This is a genomic window from Kitasatospora sp. NPDC096204 (genome assembly GCF_044763205.1).
Taxonomy (GTDB): Bacteria; Actinomycetota; Actinomycetes; order Streptomycetales; family Streptomycetaceae; genus Kitasatospora.
In genome coordinates this window covers 30,217-50,403 of record NZ_JBIWFT010000047.1, presented here as the reverse complement: position 1 = coordinate 50,403, position 20,187 = coordinate 30,217, and the positions used below count along the sequence as shown (strand labels likewise).

General features: G+C 74.4%; 16 protein-coding genes and 1 pseudogene. 13 read left to right on the top strand and 4 right to left on the bottom strand.

Features of this window, described 5'->3' with window-relative positions:
- Nucleotides 1-36: 36 nt before the first annotated feature.
- Nucleotides 37-1,242, bottom strand: a complete 1,206-nt coding sequence (gene manA, locus ACIQ87_RS35320; RefSeq protein ID WP_402415139.1) for a mannose-6-phosphate isomerase, class I — start codon at nucleotides 1,240-1,242, stop codon at nucleotides 37-39.
- Between the two features lie 340 nt (nucleotides 1,243-1,582).
- On the opposite strand from manA, the gene ACIQ87_RS35315 reads away from it, so the two are divergent.
- The 10 genes and pseudogenes from ACIQ87_RS35315 to ACIQ87_RS35270 all read left to right on the top strand — a co-directional run bounded on the left by ACIQ87_RS35315 (nucleotide 1,583) and on the right by ACIQ87_RS35270 (nucleotide 13,138).
- Nucleotides 1,583-2,350, top strand: coding sequence for a polyprenol monophosphomannose synthase (locus tag ACIQ87_RS35315; RefSeq protein ID WP_402415136.1), 768 nt, complete (start codon nucleotides 1,583-1,585; stop codon nucleotides 2,348-2,350).
- Between the two features lie 136 nt (nucleotides 2,351-2,486).
- Nucleotides 2,487-3,440 (top strand): MBL fold metallo-hydrolase, encoded by a 954-nt coding sequence (locus tag ACIQ87_RS35310; RefSeq protein WP_402415133.1) that lies wholly within the window; start codon nucleotides 2,487-2,489, stop codon nucleotides 3,438-3,440.
- Between the two features lie 23 nt (nucleotides 3,441-3,463).
- Nucleotides 3,464-4,406, top strand: a pseudogene (locus tag ACIQ87_RS35305) (NTP transferase domain-containing protein).
- Nucleotides 4,407-4,426: 20 nt separating this feature from the next.
- Nucleotides 4,427-5,611 (top strand): molybdopterin molybdotransferase MoeA, encoded by a 1,185-nt coding sequence (locus ACIQ87_RS35300; RefSeq protein WP_402415130.1) that lies wholly within the window; start codon nucleotides 4,427-4,429, stop codon nucleotides 5,609-5,611.
- A 100-nt stretch (nucleotides 5,612-5,711) separates the two neighbouring features.
- Entirely contained in the window at nucleotides 5,712-6,773 is a 1,062-nt protein-coding gene (locus ACIQ87_RS35295; RefSeq protein ID WP_402415127.1) for a potassium channel family protein, read from the top strand.
- A gap of 60 nt (nucleotides 6,774-6,833) precedes the next feature.
- On the top strand, nucleotides 6,834-7,811 hold the full coding sequence (locus ACIQ87_RS35290; RefSeq protein ID WP_402415124.1) for an NAD(P)H-quinone oxidoreductase: 978 nt from the start codon (nucleotides 6,834-6,836) through the stop codon (nucleotides 7,809-7,811).
- Nucleotides 7,812-8,018: 207 nt separating this feature from the next.
- Nucleotides 8,019-8,774, top strand: a complete 756-nt coding sequence (locus ACIQ87_RS35285) for a hypothetical protein (protein ID WP_402415122.1) — start codon at nucleotides 8,019-8,021, stop codon at nucleotides 8,772-8,774.
- A 215-nt stretch (nucleotides 8,775-8,989) separates the two neighbouring features.
- On the top strand, nucleotides 8,990-9,592 hold the full coding sequence (locus ACIQ87_RS35280; RefSeq protein WP_402415168.1) for a bacterial proteasome activator family protein: 603 nt from the start codon (nucleotides 8,990-8,992) through the stop codon (nucleotides 9,590-9,592).
- A 293-nt stretch (nucleotides 9,593-9,885) separates the two neighbouring features.
- Complete coding sequence (locus ACIQ87_RS35275) at nucleotides 9,886-11,319, top strand: protein kinase (protein WP_402415119.1); 1,434 nt, start codon at nucleotides 9,886-9,888, stop codon at nucleotides 11,317-11,319.
- 112 nt (nucleotides 11,320-11,431) lie between these two features.
- Nucleotides 11,432-13,138: a protein kinase gene (locus ACIQ87_RS35270; RefSeq protein WP_402415117.1), complete on the top strand. Its 1,707-nt coding sequence runs from the start codon at nucleotides 11,432-11,434 to the stop codon at nucleotides 13,136-13,138.
- A gap of 5 nt (nucleotides 13,139-13,143) precedes the next feature.
- Here the strand turns inward: ACIQ87_RS35270 and ACIQ87_RS35265 are convergent, their stop codons facing one another.
- Together ACIQ87_RS35265 and ACIQ87_RS35260 are read right to left on the bottom strand one after the other, a co-directional pair.
- The gene (locus ACIQ87_RS35265) at nucleotides 13,144-14,244 is read right to left on the bottom strand and encodes a phosphotransferase (RefSeq protein WP_402415115.1); all 1,101 of its coding nucleotides are present in this window, start codon (nucleotides 14,242-14,244) and stop codon (nucleotides 13,144-13,146) included.
- 65 nt (nucleotides 14,245-14,309) lie between these two features.
- Nucleotides 14,310-14,969 carry a response regulator gene (locus ACIQ87_RS35260; protein WP_392868616.1) on the bottom strand — a complete coding sequence of 220 codons (660 nt, stop codon included), beginning with the start codon at nucleotides 14,967-14,969 and terminating at the stop codon, nucleotides 14,310-14,312.
- A 427-nt stretch (nucleotides 14,970-15,396) separates the two neighbouring features.
- Here ACIQ87_RS35260 and pdhA point away from each other — a divergent pair, with 427 nt between their 5' ends.
- From pdhA to ACIQ87_RS35245, 3 genes are read left to right on the top strand one after another with little or no spacing between them, the layout of a single operon-like run.
- Complete coding sequence (pdhA, locus tag ACIQ87_RS35255; RefSeq protein WP_402415112.1) at nucleotides 15,397-16,551, top strand: pyruvate dehydrogenase (acetyl-transferring) E1 component subunit alpha; 1,155 nt, start codon at nucleotides 15,397-15,399, stop codon at nucleotides 16,549-16,551.
- Nucleotides 16,551-17,525, top strand: coding sequence for an alpha-ketoacid dehydrogenase subunit beta (locus tag ACIQ87_RS35250; RefSeq protein ID WP_402415110.1), 975 nt, complete (start codon nucleotides 16,551-16,553; stop codon nucleotides 17,523-17,525). The genes pdhA and ACIQ87_RS35250 overlap by 1 nt, the downstream gene beginning before the upstream one ends.
- A 15-nt stretch (nucleotides 17,526-17,540) precedes the next feature.
- Nucleotides 17,541-18,995, top strand: coding sequence for a dihydrolipoamide acetyltransferase family protein (locus ACIQ87_RS35245; protein WP_402415107.1), 1,455 nt, complete (start codon nucleotides 17,541-17,543; stop codon nucleotides 18,993-18,995).
- An 80-nt stretch (nucleotides 18,996-19,075) separates the two neighbouring features.
- On the opposite strand, the gene ACIQ87_RS35240 is transcribed toward ACIQ87_RS35245, so the two are convergent.
- Complete coding sequence (locus ACIQ87_RS35240; RefSeq protein WP_402415105.1) at nucleotides 19,076-20,092, bottom strand: LPXTG cell wall anchor domain-containing protein; 1,017 nt, start codon at nucleotides 20,090-20,092, stop codon at nucleotides 19,076-19,078.
- Nucleotides 20,093-20,187: the final 95 nt, after the last annotated feature.

Sequence of the window (20,187 nt, the reverse complement as noted above, 5' to 3'; positions counted from 1 at the left end):
GCCCCGGCGTCGGCGTCGGGGACTGGGCCGGGGGAGTCAGACGGTGACGGTGGCGCGGAAGAGCGTGCTGCCGGAGCCGGAGAGGCGGGTCGGGCCGCCGGTGGCGGGGAGGAAGGCGGACTGGCCGCGGGCCAGGTCCAGCACGGTGCCGTCGGCGGCGGTCAGACGGGCGCCGCCCTCGGTGCACAGCAGGATCTGCGGGGTGCGGCCGTCGATCTCGCGCGCGGCGCCGTCCAGGACGAAGCGGGACAGCCGGAACTCGTCGATCGGGACGGGGTAGAGCTCCTCGCCCGGGGTGCCCTCGACCGGGGCCGGCTCCAGCACCTCGGGGGCGCCGGCCGCGAAGACCACGACCTCCAGCAGCTCCGGCACGTCGATGTGCTTCGGGGTGAGGCCGGCCCGCAGCACGTTGTCGGAGTTGGCCTGGAGCTCGACGCAGACGCCCGACAGGTAGGCGTGCGGCACCCCGGCGCCCAGGTAGAGCGCCTGGCCGGCCCGCAGCCGGACGTGGTTGAGCAGCATGCCGGCGATCACGCCGCGGTCGTCCGGGAAGTCCTCGGCGATCCGGGCGTACGGGGCGTACTCCCCGTCGGGGTCGGTCGCCGCCAGCACCTCGACGGTCCGCCGGACGGTCTCCCCGTCCAGCGCGAGGGCGGCGGTCAGGGCGCCGCGCAGCGCCTCGGACTCTCCCGCGGCCTGCGGCCGGGGGGTGCCCCCGCCGGCGGCCAGCCGATCGATCACCGGGGCGAGCCCGGGCACCGCGAGTCCGGCCAGCAGCCGGGCCGCGTCGGCGGGCCGGCGGAAGCCGCACAGGCCCTCGAACTCGCCCAGGGCGCAGACCATTTCGGGCTTGTGGTTGGCGTCCCGGTAGTTGCGCTCGGGGGCGTCGTGGGGGATGCCGAGGGCGTTCTCGGCGGCGAAGCCGGCCCGGGCCTGGTCGAGCGTGGGGTGGGCCTGGATGGACAGCGGGATGCCCGCGGCCAGCACCTTGAAGAGGAACGGCAGGGCCGGGCCGAATCTGGCCACGCTCGCCGCGCCCAGCTCGCCCTCGGGGTCGGCCGCGATCAGCTCGTCCAGCCGGCGCGGGCCCTCGCCGCGGTCGGCGTGCGACGGGGCACCGGGGTGGGCGCCCATCCACAGCTCGGCCTGCGGCTCACCGGTCGGCCGCTGCCCGAGCAGCTCGGGCAGGGCGGTGAGCGACCCCCAGGCGTACGGGCGGACGGTGTTGACGAGCCTGTCCATGCGCGCGGTCCTACTCCTTCGCTGTCTGGGCGGCCCCGGACGTCCCGAGTCCGGATCGCCGGGGCGGGCCCGGCGGAGCGGGCTGTCCGGGCACGGGCAAGGGAAACGACCCTAGCCGACCGGTGTCACCCACGGGGAAACGGCGGGCGTCCGGCGGGAGTGCCGCGCTCGGACCGGCGGTTCCCGGCGCGGTAGTAGGATGCCAGGACGCAGTAGCCTCCGCCCTGCGTGCAATTCGCCACCGAGGTCCACCCCGGCCAGGTGGTGCCGGCGGAGCCGCGTTCCAGAGTGCGGGCGCCGGTGTCCCGGACACCCCCGCCATCGGCCGAGAGGTTTGTACGTGACCGTGAACCAGCAGAGTTTTGCTGATCTCGGCAAGGTCCTGGTGATCATCCCGACCTACAACGAGGCGGAGAACGTCGAGCGGATCGTCGGCCGGGTCCGTGCCGCCGTGCCCGAGGCGCACGTGCTGGTCGCCGACGACAACAGCCCCGACGGCACCGGTGAGCTGGCGGACAAGCTGGCGGTCGAGGACGAGCACGTCCACGTCATGCACCGCAAGGGCAAGGAGGGCCTGGGCGCCGCCTACCTCGCGGGCTTCCGCTGGGGCATCGACAACGGCTACGACGTCCTGGTCGAGATGGACGCGGACGGCTCGCACCAGCCCGAGGAACTGGACCGGCTGCTGGCCGCGCTGCGCGGCGCCGACCTGGTGCTGGGCTCGCGCTGGGTGCCGGGCGGCCGGGTGGTCAACTGGCCGAAGTCGCGGCTGCTGCTCTCGCGCGGCGGCTCGACCTACTCGCGGCTGATGCTGGGCGTGCCGATCCGGGACGTCACCGGCGGTTACCGGGCGTTCCGCAAGGAGACCCTGCTGGGCCTGGGCATGGACGAGGTCGCCTCGGCCGGGTACTGCTTCCAGGTCGACCTGGCCTGGCGCACGGTGAAGGCCGGCTTCAAGGTCGCCGAGGTGCCGATCACCTTCGTCGAGCGCGAGCTCGGGGCGTCCAAGATGAGCCGCAACATCGTGGTCGAGGCGCTGTGGCGGGTGACCACCTGGGGCGTCACCGACCGGCTGGCCAGGCTGCGCGGCGGCGCCGCCGCCCGCTGACGACCGGACTCCCACGCACGGTGTGACGCGCACCGGAAGGCGCGCCCCGCCGGGCGCGCCTTCCGCGCATTCGGCCACCCGTGCTCCCATGCTGTAGGGCGCAGGAAATCCGACCGCCGACCAGAGGGAGCAGCCCGTGACGACGTCCCCGCCCGAGGAGAGCGCCGGCGCGGGTGCCGAGCCGCCGGAGTCCGGGCAGCCGGTCCGGCCGCTGGAGGCCGCCGTCTTCACCGGCCCCGAGTCGGCCTTCTTCGCCACCTCCACGCTGATCCTCGGCGAGCGGACCGCGATCCTGGTGGACGCCCAGCTCACCCGCAGCGCCGGTCGCGAGCTGGCCGAGTGGGTCGCGGGCAAGGGCAGACGGCTGCTCGCCGTCGTGGTCACCCACCAGCACCCGGACCACTACTTCGGCGCCGAGGAGGTGCTGCGGCTCTTCCCCGAGGCGCAGCTGCTGGCCGCCCCCGCCGTGGTCGAGGGCATCCGGCGGACCGTCGCCGCGAAGGTCGCGCAGTGGAAGCCGGTGTACGGCGACGACGTCCCGGACCACCCGCTGATCCCCGCCCCGCTGCTGCCGCAGCCGCTGATGCTGGACCGCCAGGTGATCCCGGTGCTGCTGCTCGGCCAGGCCGACTGCGGGGACTCCACGGTCGTCCACGTGCCGAGCATCCGCACCGTGATCGCCGGGGACTTCGTCCACAACGGCACCCACGTCTGGACCGCCGACACCACTCCGGCCCAGCGCACCACCTGGGGGCACAACCTCGGCCGGATCGCCGACCTCGGGGCGGAGCGGGTGATCGCCGGCCACCGGGCCCCGGACCAGGGCGACGACGCCGCCCGGGTGCTCGCCTTCACCGGCGAGTACCTCCAGGACTTCGACCGGCTGCTGGCCGCGCACCCGGACGACCCGGAGGCGCTGGTCACGGCGATGAACGAGCGCTACGGGGAGCTGACCCTGCCGTCCTTCCTGGAGCTGGGCGCGCGGGCCAACACCGCGCGCACGGCCGAGGACACCGTCGAGGCCGAACTCGTCGCCGAGCCCGAGGAGGGCCCGGAGGGCGAGGAGGGCCGGGAGGCCGCGGGGCGGTAGGGCCCGGGGCGGATACTGGCCGCATGACGCCGTACGACGTGATCGTCCCGGCGGGCGGGGCCGCCCGGCGCCTCGGCGGGGCCGACAAGCCGGGGCTGACGGTGGGCGGGACCACCCTGCTCGACCGGGTGCTCGCCGCCTGCGCGGGCGCCCGTACCACCGTGGTGGTGGGTCCGGCCCGGCCGGGCGGGCGGCCCGGCGTCCGCCGGACCAGGGAGCAGCCGCCCGGCGGCGGGCCGGTGGCCGCCGTCGCGGCCGGGCTCGACCTGGTCACCGCGGACGTCGTGCTGCTGCTCGCCGCCGACCTGCCGTTCCTGGACCGGAGGACGGTGGAACGGCTGGTCACCGCCCTCGACGAGGCCGGTGCGCCCGCGGACCGCGCGGTGCTGGTCGACGCGGGCGGCCGGGAACAGCCGCTCGCCGCCGCCTACCGGACCGCGGCACTGCGCGCCGCCCTGGCCGACCTCGGCGACCCGGCCGGCCGGCCGCTGCGCCGCCTGGTCGGCGGGCTGAGCGGGCCGCGGGTGGCCGACACCGACGGCGTCGCCCACGACTGCGACACCTGGGAGGACCTGGAGCGGGCCCGCGAGCGCGACCGGAGCTGAACCTCAGCGGTCGCGCCACCGGGGTGTGAGCGAAACGACGCGCGCCGCACACGGGGCGAACGCATCGGTGAAACCGCCGATCGGGCAGCATGGGCGCATGGAGCGCACGCTGGATGACTGGATCGCCGAGGTCAAGGCCGACCTGGGCATCGACCTGGACGTCGACGTCCGTGGTCTGCTCGACACGGCCCGGGTGGTCGCGCACGGGGTGGACCGGCCGGCCGCGCCGCTGACCGCCTTCCTGATCGGCTACGCGGCCGCCCAGCGGGGCGGCGGGGCGCAGGCCGTCGCCGAGGCGGCCCGGCGGGCGGAGGCCCTCGTCGAGGGCTGGGGCACCGCCGGCCGGCCGGGCGAGTCGTGAGCGCGGTCGGACAGGCCACCGTGACCGCACCGTCCACCGGCCCCGGCGTGCTGAGCTGGCCCCGGGCCCGCGAGACCGCGCGCCGGGCCGGGCCGCGCCCGCTGCCCGGGGTCGCGGTCCCGCTGGCGGAGGCGCTCGGCCGCACCCTCGCCGAGCCGCTCGGCGCGCTGACCGACCTGCCCGCCTTCGACACCTCCGCGATGGACGGCTGGGCGGTCGCCGGTCCCGGCCCGTGGCGGGTCGCCGGCCGGGTGCTGGCCGGACGGGCCGAGCCGGCGCCGCTGGCCGACGGCACCGCCGTGGAGATCGCCACCGGTGCCCAGCTGCCGCCCGGCGCCACCGCCGTACTGCGCCGTGAGCACGGACGGACGGACGGCGCGCTGCTGCACGACAGCGGCCCGCGGCCGCTGAGCACCGGCCAGGACGTCCGCCCGCGCGGCCAGGAGTGCCGCCGGGGCGAGGAGTTGCTGCCGTCCGGCACTACGGTCGGGCCGGCCGTGCTCGGCCTGGCCGCCGCCTGCGGCCACGACGGGCTGTCCGTGCACCGCCGTCCCGAGGTCCAACTGCTCGTCCTGGGAGACGAGTTGCTCACCACCGGGGTGCCCGGTCCCGGGCTGGTCCGGGACGCCCTCGGCCCGCTGCTGCCGCCCTGGCTGCGGGCCGCCGGGGCCGAGCCGGCCGAAGTCGGCTACGTCCGGGACGACTTCGGGCTGCTCCGGGACGCGCTGCGGCACTCCACCGCCGACCTCGTGGTCACCACCGGCGGGACGGCCGCCGGGCCGGTCGACTTCCTGCACCGGGCGCTCGCCGAGGCCGGTGGCCGACTGCTGGTGGACGGCGTCGCCGTCCGGCCGGGGCACCCGATGCTGCTGGCGAAACTCCCCGGCGGCCGTCACCTGGTGGGCCTGCCGGGCAACCCGCTGGCCGCCGTCGCCGGGATGGTGACCCTCGTCCTGCCGCTGCTGCACGCCCGCGGCGGGCGGCCGGCCGGCGCCCCCGTCCTCGCGCCGGTCGCGGCGGACCTGCGCGGGCACCGTACGGACACCCGGCTGCAGCCGGTCCGGCGGACCGCCGAGGGTGTCCTGCCGCTGGCCTTCGACGGGCCGGCGATGCTGCGCGGGCTCGCCCGGGCGGAGGCGCTGGCCGTGGTGCCGCCCGGCGGGGCGGGCGCGGGGGAGACGGTCGAACTGCTGGAGGTGCCGTGAGCGAGTGGTGGGGGTACCCCCGGCCGGAGGCCGGGGGAGAGGGAACCGTCAACGGGTACGCGTCGGGAGAAGCGGCGGCCGGGCACCGTGAGGTGGGCGCATGAGCCGTCTTGGACGCACGATGGCGCCCGGCACCGAGCCGTGGGCGGACGCCGGGATCGTGCTGCCCGCCCGACGGGCAGCGCCCGCCGTCCGGCAGGTCGGCTCCCGGCTGCTGCTGGCGCTCGCCGTCCTGGTCGCCACCTCGTTCATCGTCTACCTCGACCGGGAGGGCTACAACGACAACGCCGGTGGCGAACTCAGCTTCCTGGACGCGGCGTACTACGCCACGGTGACGCTCTCCACCACCGGGTATGGCGACATCACCCCGTTCAGCGACAGCGCCCGGCTCACCAACATCTTCGTGATCACCCCGCTGCGCGTGGTGTTCCTGATCATCCTGGTCGGCACCACCCTGGAGGTGCTCACCGAACGGACCCGCCTGCAATGGCGGTTGAACCGCTGGAGGTCCACCGTGCGCGAGCACACCGTCGTCATCGGCTACGGGACGAAGGGTCGCAGCGCCGTCGACACCCTGCTCGGACAGGGGGTGAAGAAGGAGGACATCGTCGTCGTCGACCCGCAGCGCAAGGTGATCGACCAGGCCGCCCAGCACGGCCTGGTCGGGGTGGTCGGCGACGCCACCCGCACCGACACCCTGGTCCGCGCCGCGCTGCCCACCGCCGCGCGGGTGGTGGTCGCACCGGAGCGGGACGACACCGCCGTGCTGATCACGCTGACGGCCCGGCAGTTGAACAAGGCCGCCACCGTGGTCGCCGCCGTCCGGGAGGACGAGAACGCACCGCTGCTGCGGCAGAGCGGTGCCGACGTCGTGGTGACCAGCTCCAGTTCGGCCGGCCGGCTGCTCGGGCTGTCGATGCTCAGCCCGCACGCCGGGGCGGTGATGGAGGACCTGCTGACGTACGGCAACGGGCTGGACGTGGTGGAGCGTCCGGTCACCCGGGCCGAGGCCGGGCACAGCCCGCGCGCCTGCGAGGACCTCGTGGTCGCGGTGGTCCGGGGCCGACGGGTGCTCAACTACACCGAGCCGGAGGCCGCCGTGCTCCAGCTCACCGACCGGGTGATCGTCATCAAGTCCAGCGGAGTCGCGCCGACCGGCTGAGTCGCGCCGACCGGCTGAGCCGCGCCGTCGAACCGCCCCGGACCGCAGTAGGTTCGGGGCATGCATGCGATGACGATTCCCGTACCCGGTGGTCCCGAGGCACTCGTCTGGGCCGAGGTGCCCGACCCGGTGCCCGCCGAGGGCGAGGTCCTGGTCGAGGTGGCGGCCACCGCCGTCAACCGTGCCGACCTCCTCCAGCGGCAGGGCTTCTACAACCCGCCGCCCGGCGCCTCGCCCTACCCGGGGCTGGAGTGCGCCGGGCGGATCGTCGCGCTCGGGCCCGGGGTGTCCGGCTGGGCGGTCGGCGACGAGGTGTGCGCGCTGCTGGCCGGCGGCGGCTACGCGCAGCGGGTCGCGGTGCCGACCGGGCAGCTGCTGCCGCAGCCCGCGGGGCTGTCCGTCGAGGAGGCCGCGGCGCTGCCCGAGGTGGCCTGCACGGTGTGGTCCAACGTCTTCCTCACCGCGCACCTGCGGCCCGGCGAGACGGTGCTGCTGCACGGTGGCGCGAGCGGGATCGGGACCATGGCGATCCAGCTGGCCAAGGCGGTCGGCGCGCGGGTCGCGGTCACCGCGGGCAGCCCGGAGAAGCTGGCGCGGTGCGCCGAGCTGGGCGCGGACATCCTGATCGACTACCGCGAGCAGGACTTCGTCGAGGCGCTCCGGGAGGCCACCGGCGGCGCCGGGGCGGACGTGATCCTGGACATCATGGGCGCCAAGTACCTCCAGCGGAACGTGGAGGCGCTGGCGGTCAACGGGCGGCTGGTGATCATCGGCCTCCAGGGCGGGGTGAAGGGCGAGCTCGACCTCAACGCGCTGCTGCGCAAGCGCGGGGCGGTGATCGCCACCAACCTGCGCGGGCGCCCGCTGGCGGAGAAGGCGGCGATCGTGGCGGCCGTGCGGGAGCACGTGTGGCCGCTGGTCGAGTCCGGGGTGGTGCGGCCGGTCGTGGACCGGGTGCTCCCGCTGGCGGAGGTGGCCGAGGCGCACCGGGTGCTGGAGCGCGGGGACCAGGTCGGGAAGGTCGTGCTGCGGGCCTGAACGGGGGAGGTCCGGGGGAGTTCCGGAGGCGGTCCGGGGGAGGTTCGGGGGAGGTGCGGAGGCGGTCCCCGGGCGGGGCGGGCGGCGGCGGAAAGGGCGTGAATTGCCCGAAATGCCGTAACGACCCGCGCGTGCGAGTCTGGTCCGGAGCAGTCCCGCCGCCGATCCCGCCCCCGGGCGCCGTCGGCCGTCGGAAGGACTCCGACCGTGGCCGCATCACCGCACGCACCCCTCGGGCCGCTGCCCTTGGCGCCGCACCACCGTCGTACTTCCCGCCGCTCCCCCGGCCGCGCCCAGCGGCTGTTCGCGGTGGCCGTGCTGGGGCTCACCCTCCCGCTGGCCGCCGCCTCCGCGGCCGTCGCGCTGCCGTCGCCGGCGGCCCTGCCGCTGCCGACGGTCCTGCCCTCGCCGGAGAGGGGGACGGACGCCGGGCCGGACGCCCCCGGGCCGGCGGCCGCGCCGCCCCGGCGGCCGGTGCCGCATCCGCATCCGGACGGCGCCCGCGCCCGGGCCCGTCGGTACCACCCGGCCTTGTTGCCCGAGCGGTCCGACACCGCCGTGGAACGGGCCAGGGGGCAGGCTCCCGAGCAGGTGCCGGACCAGGTGCCGGACCGGGCCGTCGAGCAGAGCCCGGAGCAGGGCGTCGAGCAGGTTCCCGAGCAGGCTCCCGAGCAGGCCCCGGAGCAGGCCCCGGAGCTGGTCGCCGAGGCGGAGCAGCCGGAGGCCGACGGGGGCGCCGCGGAGGCGGAGGCGCCCGGCGACACCGCCGCCGTCCCGGCCCCGGCCGTTCCGGACGCCGGCGCGGCGGCCACGGGGCAGCCGGTCGCCGCCGTCGCCGCCGTGCCCGCGATCTTCCCGGCCCACTGGCAGGACGCCTCCACCACCCAGCTCCCGCTGGGCGTCGGCCTGGGCCTGATCGGCTGCGGCCTGGGACTGGTCGGCCTGCGGCTGCGCAAGGGCTGAGGCGCGGGGCTGAGGCACGGGGCCGGGGCACCGGCGGGCGGGCGGTCGGCGGCCGGCCGGGCGGCGGACGCGGCGCGGGAACTGAGTATCCGTACGGATACCCGCGCGGCGCCCGGCGGCGTACCGTCGTCAGGGGTGGCTCGGGACGGCGGGACGACCGGGGGCTTCCGCCCGGCCAACCCCAGTGAGAGAGAATGTTGTTCATGACGAATCCGATGAACGAGCGCCCGTCGCAGGAGCCCTTGCGGGCCGCCGGCGGGCAGTCGCAGGACGGCCAGAAGGTGCTGATCGTCGGACCGGACGGGATGCCCGTGGGCCAGGGGTTCGGCGGCCCGGTGGGGGAGGGGGAGCACGAGGGCGACGCGCCGCGTGAGCTCCCGGTGACCGAGATGGTCGAGCAGCCCGCCAAGGTCATGCGCATCGGCAGCATGATCAAGCAGCTGCTGGAGGAGGTCCGGGCGGCGCCTCTGGACGAGGCGAGCCGGGCCCGGCTGAAGGACATCCACGCGAGTTCGATCAAGGAACTCGAACTCGGTCTGGCCCCGGAGCTGGTCGCCGAGCTGGAGCGGCTGTCGCTGCCCTTCACCGAGGACTCCATCCCGACCGAGGCCGAGCTGCGGATCGCCCAGGCCCAGCTGGTCGGCTGGCTGGAGGGCCTGTTCCACGGCATCCAGACCGCGCTGTTCGCGCAGCAGATGGCGGCGCGGGCCCAGCTGGAGCAGATGCGGCGGGCGCTGCCGCCCGGCCTGCACAGCGGCGATCCGGACGAGGACGAGCCGGGCCAGGGCCGCGGCATCCGCTCCGGTCCCTACCTGTAGGCGCATCCCGCCCCACCCCGGCGACAGGTGCGTCCGGTCCGCGTCCGGACCGGACGTACCGCGACGGTCCGCCCCCGGTCCCGGCCGTCGGGACCGGGGGCCGGCGGCCGGGGAGCGGGCCCGGCCCTGGACCGATCACCGTCGGCGCGAGCCGATACCCTGGCCCCTGTCGCCGGCCGGTGGAAGCGCCGCGGCAGGGGCCCGCCAGGCCAGCGGGCAGGGCCACCACGCACGGACGAGACCGAACGTCAGGCTGCGGCGAGCACGGCCGCGCCGAGGGGGAGCAGAGGACCATGAGCGAGCACGGCAACGCGGCGGTCGAGGGCTTCTCCCTGGGCAACGGCCGCTATGTGCTGCAGCGGCTGCTGGGCGAGGGCGGCATGGCCTCCGTGCACCTCGCCCACGACCGCGTGCTGGACCGGCAGGTCGCGCTGAAGAGCATGCACAGCGAGCTGGGCCGGGACGACTCGTTCAAGGAGCGGTTCCGCCGCGAGGCCCAGGCCGTGGCGCGGCTGGAGCACCCGAACATCGTCACGGTGTACGACAGCGGCGAGGACGTCGCCGCGGACGGCTCCAGCACGCCGTACATCGTCATGCAGCTGATCGACGGCATGGGCCTGCGCGACGCCATCAACGAGGCGATCGGCCAGTACGGCGCGATGCCGGCCGAGCAGGCCCTGAAGGTCACCGTCGGCGTGCTGAACGCGCTGGAGGCCTCGCACGACATGGGCCTGGTGCACCGCGACATCAAGCCCGGCAACGTCATGTTCGACCGCAAGGGCAACGTCAAGGTCATGGACTTCGGCATCGCCCGCGCGCTGGAATCCGGCGTCACGTCGATGACCCAGACCGGCATGGTGGTCGGCACCCCGCAGTACCTCTCGCCCGAGCAGGCGCTCGGCAAGCCGGTGGACGCCCGCTCCGACCTGTACTCGGTCGGCGTGATGCTCTTCGAGATGATCACCGGACAGCTGGTCTTCGACGGCGACTCGGCGTTCTCGATCGCCTACAAGCACGTCCAGGAGGAGCCGCCGGCCCCCTCCACCCTCAACCGCTCGGTCACCCCCGAGGTGGACGCGTTCGTCGCCCAGGCGCTGCGCAAGGACCCGGCCCACCGGTTCCAGAGCGCGGCGGCGATGCGGGACGAGGCGGAGCGGCTGATCGCGTCCGCCAAGGGCGGCGACAACGGGCACAAGCTGCAGGCCAGCACCCCGCTGGTGATCAACGAGGGCCCGCGCTCGGTGCACGCCGCCCCGCAGACGCCGCACCCGCAGTTCCCCCAGCAGCCGCCGCAGGCGCACACCCCGCCGCCGCAGCCGCAGTACCAGACCCCGCCGCCGGCCTACCGGACGCCGCACCCGCAGGCCCCGCAGACGCCGCACCCGCAGTTCCTCCAGCAGCCGCCGCAGCCGCAGTACCAGACCCCGCCGCCGGCCTACCGGACGCCGCACCCGCAGTTCCTCCAGCAGCCGCCGCAGGCGCACACCCCGCCGCCGCAGCCGATGCCGCCGTACCAGCAGCCGAAGGCGCCCAGCGGCGGCGGTGGCTGCTCGACGGCCGTGGTCGTGATCGGGATCATCGTCGGCGTGCTGGTGCTCGCGGGCATCATCATCGCGATCGTGGTCAACAAGGCGAACGAGAAGTCCGGCGGCAAGCTCGGCCACGCGGACCGCCCCGCCAACGTGCTGGTCCTCGACCTCCCCGCCGACCGGAATGGCCTGCTCTGACGGTTTACGGCCGGTTGGGGGGTGCCGCGTCCGCCCGCCGGAGGCGGTAGCGTTCGGGGATACGAAAGCGACAGGGCACCGCGATCCGAGCGAACGCCCGGGGCGAGGAGCGATGGCACAGACGCAGCAGCCGGACGACGACGCGGGTGTCCGAGCGGTCGGCCGGACCGGCGGAACCCCGAGGATTCCCGAGCCCGGCGCCGAGGCGCCGACCTCGGCGCTGCCGCCGGTCACCGCGGGCGGCCCGCAGACCCCGGGCCGCGGCACAGCCGTGCCGCTGAGCACCGTCGGCGACGGCCGCTACCGGCTGACCTACCGGCTCGGACGCGGCGGCATGGCCGAGGTGTTCGCCGCCGAGGACGTGCGGCTCGGCCGCACCGTCGCGGTCAAGCTGCTGCGTGGCGAACTGGCCCAGGACGACGTCGCCCGGCTGCGCTTCACCCGTGAGGCACACGCCGTCGCGGCGCTCAACCACCACTCGATCGTCTCGGTCTACGACACCGGCGAGGAGTACGTCGGGGACGAGTCCACGCCGTACATCGTGATGGAGCTGGTCGAGGGCCGCACCGTCCGCGAGCTGCTGGCGGACGAGGAGGCGCCGCCGGTCGACCAGGCGCTGATCATCATCGCCGGGGTGCTGGAGGCGCTCGCCTACAGCCACCGCAACGGCATCGTCCACCGGGACATCAAGCCCGCCAACGTGATCATCACCAACACCGGCGCGGTCAAGGTGATGGACTTCGGCATCGCCCGGGCGCTGACCGGCGGGGCCACCACGATGACCCAGACCGGCATGGTCATGGGCACCCCGCAGTACCTCTCGCCCGAGCAGGCGCTCGGCAAGCCGGTCGACCACCGCTCGGACCTGTACGCGGCCGGCTGCATGCTCTACGAACTGCTCACGCTGCGCCCGCCGTTCACCGGCGACACCCCGCTCTCGGTGGTCTACCAGCACGTCCAGGACCCGCCGATGCCGCCCTCGCAGGCCAACGGCCGGGTGCCGACCATGCTCGACCCGCTGGTGCTGCGCTCGCTCGCCAAGAACCCGGACGACCGCTTCCAGGACGCCGACGAGTTCCGCGCCCACCTGCAGCACGCCCTGCGCGAGATGCACGGCGCGGCCGGGGACGGCTGGGTCGGTGCCACCTCGGGCGACACCGGCGCGACCCAGGTGCTGCGGCCGGACCAGACCGCGGCCACCGCGGCCTTCGGCGCGGTGCGCCCGGGCGACCAGACCTCCGTGCTGCCGTACTCCACGGGCGGCCCGCACACCCCCTCCTCGCCCTACCCGGCGGCCGGTGCTCCGTACGGCGGCGGCGCGGGCGAGGCCGGGGACGGCCCCGGCAGGCGGCGCGGGCCGTGGGCCTGGGTGGCCGGCGCGATCGCCGTGCTGGTCGCGGCCGGTGCGGGCATCGCGTTCGCGATCGGCGGCGGCGACAAGCCCGACCACGACGTGTCCCCGACGCAGCCCCCGGCGGTCACCAGCACGGAGCCGAGCGCGCCCGCCCAGAGCGGCCTGACCACCCCGCCGGCCTCGGTCTCCGGCAGCAAGAAGCCGCCGGCGCCGACCGACCCCGGCAACAACAACGGGAACAACACCGGCAACAACGGCAACAACATGTCGCCGTCGCCGAACACCGGCAAGCACGGCACGCCGACCCCGACGCCGACCCCGACCTCCAGCCACAGCGCGACCGGGAGCGCGCCGGCCACGACGGCGCCGGCGGCGACGACGCCGCCGGCGACCTCGGGGGCCGGCACGGGGACGGCGAAGCCGCCGGTGGACACGAAGCCGACGGACACGAAGCCGTCCCCCTGACGCGGTCAGTTGGCGAAGGCGTCCAGGACCTGCTCGTACTCCTGGCACCACCACGCCAGCTGTCCCGCGGAGGCGGGGTAGAGCGGGTCGGCCCGGTGGTCGGCCCGCTGGTAGCGCCACTGCAGCATCCAGAAGTCGTTCAGCCGCTCCCACCAGACCCGGTGGACGGCGGCGGCCAGCTGTTCGGCGGTGGCGGCGCCGGAGGCCCGGTAGGCCTGTGAGTAGCGGCGGACCCGGACCAGGTCGAGGACGCCGGACGAGCGGTCGTTGAAGAGCAGTGTGGCGGCCCGGACGGCCTCCTCGGCGCGTGGCTGCGGGCCGAGCTTGTCCCAGTCCAGGACGGCTGCCACCCGGCCGCCCCGCGGGCCGTCCTCGTACAGCAGGTTGAGGCCGTGGAAGTCGCCGTGGGTCCAGCCGGTGGGCGGTGCGGCCTCCGGGGCGGGGCGGCGGTGGGCGTGCTCGGCGAGCAGATCCAGCCGTTCCGTGAGCCGTTCCACCACCAGGGCGTCCAACTCCCCGGCCGGGTGGTGTTCCCGGGCGCGGGAGCGCAGGTCGCGGGCGAGCTCGGCGCTGTCGGCGGGGTCGGCGCTGCGGTAGCCGGCGGGTTGTTCGATGGGGGCGCAGACGTCGTCGAGTGCGCCGTGCAGCCGGCCGAGCAGCGCGCCGAGCGCGTCGCACTGCGACGGGTCGAGCTCGTCGCCGTGCCGGTGCCGGCCGTCGACCCAGGGGAACAGCGCGAACAGCCGGCCGCCGCAGGAGGCCACCGTGCCGGACCGTTCGGCGCAGGCCAGCGGGGGTGCGACGGGCAGTCCGAGGGTGTTCAGCGCGGCCATCGCGCGGTGGTGGGCGAGGATCTTCGGACGGCCGGCGGTGGCGGAGTCGACGTAGCACTTCAGGAAGTACGGACCGGCCTCGGTGGTGACCAGGTACCCCCGGTTCAGCAGGCCCTCGGCGACGGGTTCGGCGGTCAGCAGCCGGCCCACCCGGTAGCGGGCCAGGACCTCGGCGAGTGCGTCCGGCGGGACGGGTGGACTGAGGGTTCCCATCGGCGGTGCGGAGATGTCGGGGCGGGCCGGTGCGCAGGCGAGGGTCTGGCTGAAAGTCACGTGCAGAGGTTATGGCCCCCTTGTGGGGGCCCTTGACAAACCGTCAACTCTGTGCAGCCGTACGGTCAGTACTGGTGGTCGGCCTGGTGCCGCGCCACGAAGGCGGCCGCCTGGGTGCGCCGCTCCATGCCCATCTTGGCGAGCAGACTCGAGACGTAGTTCTTCACCGTCTTCTCGGCCAGGTGCAACTCGTTGCCGATCTGACGATTTGTCATACCTTCGCCGATCAGATCGAGGATCCGCCGTTCCTGCTTGGTGAGTTGGGAGAGCCGTTCGTCCTCCTTCTCCCCGCCGTCTCGCAGCCGGGCGAGCACCCTGCTGGTGGCGACCGGGTCGAGCAGCGAGCGGCCTGCCGCGACGTCCCGGACGGCGGTGATCAGGTCGGTGCCGCGGATCGCCTTCAGCACGTAGCCGGAGGCGCCGGCCATGATCGAGTCGAACAGCGCCTCGTCGTCCGAGAACGAGGTCAGCATCAGGCACTTGATCTCCGGCAACTTGGACCGGATCTCGCGGCAGACCTCGACCCCGTTGCCGTCCGGCAGACGGACGTCGAGCACCGCCACGTCCGGGTGGACCGCCGGGATCCGGGTGAGCGCCTCGGCGGCCGTGCCGGCCTCGCCGACCACCTCGATGTCGTCCTCGACCGAGAGCAGATCGTGCACGCCCCGCCGGACGACCTCGTGATCGTCGAGCAGGAATACCCTGATTTGTCCGTTATCAGTCACGTCCAAAGCCTCCCATATCACCGTACGAAAGACCTATCGTCCGGATCCCCGTACCGACGCGATCCGGCCAGGGCCGTCCAAAACCGATACCGAGAACCCCCTTACGCGCGGGCGTCTGCCCGGATAACGTGCGCTGGTGTCCTGAAGGCGCTCGAATTGAGAGCTGCGTCACGCCGGCCGTCACCCCCACCCTTCCGACGGCGAGCCGACCGCGGCACCCTCGGGGTTGTAGACCCTGAACAAGTAGGACGTCCTAGCGCAAGCGCGCCGAGGGCGGACGCTGGGTAACGTTCTCGTGAGGGACGCCGTCGGAACAGGATCACCACCTGCCCCGCAAATGGGAGCGCACACCCACGCGCGCCCCGCGAGGCGGTGACCGGACCGGTCACCGGCGACCCCGGGCGGCTGGACAGACCGAGGAGTGAACGTGACCGTCAAAAGCACGGCGAGGGCTCGCAAGAAGGCGGCCCCCGGCGTCCCTGACACCCTCCGTGGCAAGGGCAAGGACGCCCAGCCGGAGCTCGTCCAGCTGCTCACGCCGGAAGGCGAGCGGGTCGAGAACCCGGACTACCCCCTCACCACCACTCCCGAGGAGCTGCGCGCCCTCTACCGCGACCTGGTGCTGGTGCGCCGGTTCGACGCGGAGGCCACCGCGCTCCAGCGCCAGGGCGAGCTGGGCCTGTGGGCCTCGCTGCTCGGCCAGGAGGCCGCGCAGGTCGGCTCCGGCCGCGCGATGCGCCCCGGCGACTACGCCTTCCCCACGTACCGCGAGCACGGCGTGGCCTGGTGCCGCGACGTCGACCCGCTGAACCTGCTCGGCATGTTCCGCGGTGTGAACCACGGCGGCTGGGACCCGAACGAGAAGAACTTCCACCTGTACACCATCGTGATCGGCGCGCAGGCCCTGCACGCCACCGGTTACGCGATGGGCATCACCAAGGACGGCACCGACGACGCGGTGATCGCGTACTTCGGCGACGGCGCCTCCAGCCAGGGCGACGTCAACGAGGCCTTCACCTTCGCCTCGGTCTACAACGCGCCGGTGGTCTTCTTCTGCCAGAACAACCAGTGGGCGATCTCCGAGCCCACCACCACCCAGACCAGGATCCCGCTGTACCGCCGCGCCTCCGGCTTCGGCTTCCCGGGCGTCCGCGTCGACGGCAACGACGTGCTGGCCTGCCTGGCGGTCACCCGCTGGGCGCTCGACCACGCCCGCAGCGGCAACGGACCGGTGCTGATCGAGGCGTTCACCTACCGGATGGGCGCCCACACCACCTCCGACGACCCCACCCGCTACCGGCACGCCGAGGAGACCGAGGCCTGGAAGGCCAAGGACCCGATCACCCGGCTCCGCGCCCACCTGGAGAAGGAGGGCCTGGCCGACGAGGAGTTCTTCGCCGCCGTCGACGCCGAGAGCGAGCAGCTGGGGCTGCGGGTGCGCGAGGGCGTGCGCGGCATGCCGGACCCGGACCCGACCCTGATCTTCGACCACGTGTACAGCGAGCCGCACACGCTGGTCGATGAGGAACGGGCCGAGTACGTCGAGTACGCGGCCTCCTTCGAGGCGGGGGAGACCCACTGATGGCCGGTCAGCTGAGCATCGCCAAGGCGCTGAACGGAGCGCTGCGCAAGTCGCTGGAGAACGACCCGAAGACCGTCCTGATGGGCGAGGACATCGGCAAGCTCGGCGGCGTCTTCCGGATCACCGACGGCCTCCAGAAGGACTTCGGCGAGGACCGGGTGATCGACACCCCGCTCGCCGAGTCCGGCATCATGGGCACCGCGATCGGCCTGGCCCTGCGCGGCTACCGCCCCGTCGTGGAGATCCAGTTCGACGGTTTCGTCTACCCGGCGTTCGACCAGATCGTCTCCCAGCTGGCCAAGATGCACGCCCGTGCGCTGGGCCACGTCAAGCTGCCGGTCACCGTGCGCATCCCCTACGCGGGTGGCATCGGCGCGGTCGAGCACCACAGCGAGTCGCACGAGGCGTACTTCGCGCACACCGCCGGTCTGCGGGTGGTCACCCCGGCCAGCGCCCACGACGCGCACTGGATGCTGCGGCAGTCGATCGAGTCCGACGACCCGGTCATCTTCCTGGAGCCCAAGCGCCGTTACTGGGACAAGGGCGAGGTGGGCGACGCCGCCGACCTGGGCCTGCACGACGCCCGGATCGTCCGCTCCGGCACCGACGCGACGCTGATCGCGTACGGCCCGATGGTCAAGGTCTGCCTGGAGGCCGCCGCGGCCGCCGAGGAGGACGGCCGCCGGCTGGAGGTCGTCGACCTGCGCTCGCTCTCCCCGGTGGACTTCGCCACCCTGGAGGCGTCGGTCAAGCGCACCGGTCGGGCCGTGGTGGTGCACGAGGCGCCGGTCTTCCTGGGCATGGGCGCCGAGTTGGCCGCCCGGCTCACCGAGAAGTGCTTCTACCACCTGGAGGCGCCGGTCCTGCGGGTCGGTGGCTACCACGCACCGTACCCGCCGTCCCGGGTCGAGGAGGCGTTCCTGCCCGACCTGGACCGCGTGCTCGACGCCGTCGACCGCGCGCTCGCGTACTGATCCCGGGGAGCGAAGATGACGACCGAAGTTCGCTCGCTCCGCGAGTTCAAGATGCCCGACGTGGGCGAGGGCCTCACCGAGGCCGAGATCCTCAGCTGGTACGTCAAGCCCGGTGACACCGTCACCGACGGGCAGGTCGTCTGCGAGGTGGAGACCGCCAAGGCTGCCGTGGAGCTGCCCATCCCGTTCAACGGGGTGGTCGAGACGCTGCACTTCCCCGAGGGCGCGACGGTCGACGTCGGCACCGTGATCATCTCGGTCGCCGTCGCCGGGGAGGCGGGGGCCGCGGCTCCGGCCGCCCCCACCGCGACGCCGGCCCAGGCACCTGCCCCGGCCCCGGCTCCCGCCGAGGAGACCGAGCCCGAGCGGCGCGAGGTGCTGGTCGGGTACGGCCCGCGTACCGGCGCCGCCCAGCGCCGGGCGCGGCGGACGACCACCACCAGGGTCTCCGCGACCGTGCCGGCCGTGCCCGCGGCTCCGGCCCCCGTGGCCGCTCCGGCGCCCGCGGCCCCGGTCGCCACGGTTGCCGAAGTGCCGGGCGGAGAACGGCCGTTGGCCAAGCCGCCGGTGCGCAAGCTGGCCAAGGACCTCGGCGTCGACCTGCGCGCGGTCACCCCGACCGGCCGGGACGGCGTGATCACCCGCGAGGACGTGCACGCCTTCGCCGCGGCCCAGGCCGCTCCGGCCGTTCCGGCGGCCGCCGCGGCCCCGGTGGCCGAGGCCGTCGTGGCCGAGCCGCTTGCGCCGCAGCTGCCCGTGTCCACCGCGGGCGACGTCCGGGTGCCGATCAAGGGCGTCCGCAAGGCGACCGCGCAGGCGATGGTGGCCTCGGCCTTCACCGCCCCGCACGTCACCGAGTTCGTGCAGGTCGACGTGACCCGCACGATGAAGTTCGTCCGCCGGCTCAAGGAGAGCGGCGAGCTGGGCCGGGACGTCCGGGTCAGCCCGCTGCTGATCGTCGCCAAGGCGCTGCTCACCGCGATCAAGCGGCACCCCGAGATCAACGCGCAGTGGGACGAGGCCGCCCAGGAGATCGTCCTCAAGGGGCAGGTGAACCTCGGCATCGCCGCGGCCACCCCGCGCGGCCTGATCGTCCCGAACATCAAGGACGCCGGGTCCAAGACCCTCGCGGGCCTGGCCACTTCGCTCGGCGAGCTGGTCGAGACGGCCCGTCAGGGCAAGACCTCGCCGGCCGACATGCAGGGCGGGACGGTCACCATCACCAACGTCGGCGTCTTCGGCGTCGACACCGGCACCCCGATCCTCAACCCCGGCGAGGCCGCCATCCTGGCCTTCGGGGCGGTCCGGGAACTGCCGTGGGTGCACAAGGGCAAGGTGGTCCCGCGTCAGGTGACCACGCTCGCGCTCTCCTTCGACCACCGCCTGGTGGACGGGGAGCTGGGCTCCAGGGTGCTGGCCGACGTGGCCGGCCTGCTGGAGCGCCCGAAGCGCCTGATCACCTGGGGCTGACGCCTCCGTAGGACCGCAGAAGGGGCCCTCCTCCGCACCGGCGTGCGCAGGAGGGCCCCTTCGTCGTACCGCCCGTTCGACTACCGCTGGGGACGGAGTCGACGGACGGCGATCAGGACGCCCGCTCCGAGGGCGAGGAACGCGGCGGAGCCGACGGCGAGGAAGGTGTTGGTGGCGGAGGAGCCGGTGTGCGCCAGCTCGGGGGTGCCGGCCGGGGCCGTGGTGGCGGGCGCGGCGGTGGCCGGCGCGGCGGTCGGGGCCTTCGGGGCCTCGGCGGTCGGCGCGGCGTCCTTGGTGGTGTCGGCGGCGGGCTCGGGGGCCTTGGTGTCCTTGGCGGGGGCGGTGGGCTTGGGCTTGGCGGAGGTGGTGGGCTTGGGCTCGGCCGGGGCGGTCGGCTTCGCGGTGGGGGCGGGCGCGGCGGTGTGCGCCACGTGGAAGGTGCGCGACTCGCCGCCCTTCTCCGGGAACCCGGCGGCCTTCGCGGAGGCGACGAACACGAGGCTGGTCGTGTCCTTGGACGCGTTCGCGGAGAGCCCCACCCGGTACAGGAAGTTCACGGCCCGGCCGTTCTCCAGGCGCGGGGCGGTGTTCGCCGCGGACGGGACGGCGTACACCGACGGGTCGCAGCCGCCGTGGACCAGCTTGACCGGCTTCCAGCCGCCCGCGGAGGCGACCTCGATGGTGACGTCCTTGGTGTCCAGGCCGCCGGAGGCCGGGTTGTACATCCCGAGCAGCCCGGAGATGTTCTGGTACGGGGCGCCGGTGAAGTTGGTGACGCTGATGCCGATCTCGACCTTGGGGCCGCCCGCGGTGATGGTCTGGTTGGCCGGGGTCATGTGGAACCCGGCCTGGTAGGAGCCCTGGTGGTCGGCGGCGGGCGCCTCGGTGGCGCTCGCGGTGGTCTTCGGTGCGGCCTTCGCCGGGGCGGTGACGGCGGGGGCGTCGTCGGCGCTGTCCCCGCAGGCCCAGGCGGTGTCGGTGGCGAGGAACTGGACGCCGCCGGCGAGGACGGTGGTGGCGGCGAGGACGGCGATGCGGCGGCGGCCGGAGAGCGCGCGGTCGTTCTTCGCGAAACGGGTGATAACGGACGTGCGCATGGCGTGGATCCCCCAGGGTGGTGGTGCTGACGGTGTGAGTGGGTGAAGACGACCGGCTCCGCTCCTCCCGAGCGGAAGCGCCCCCCGGCTCTGCC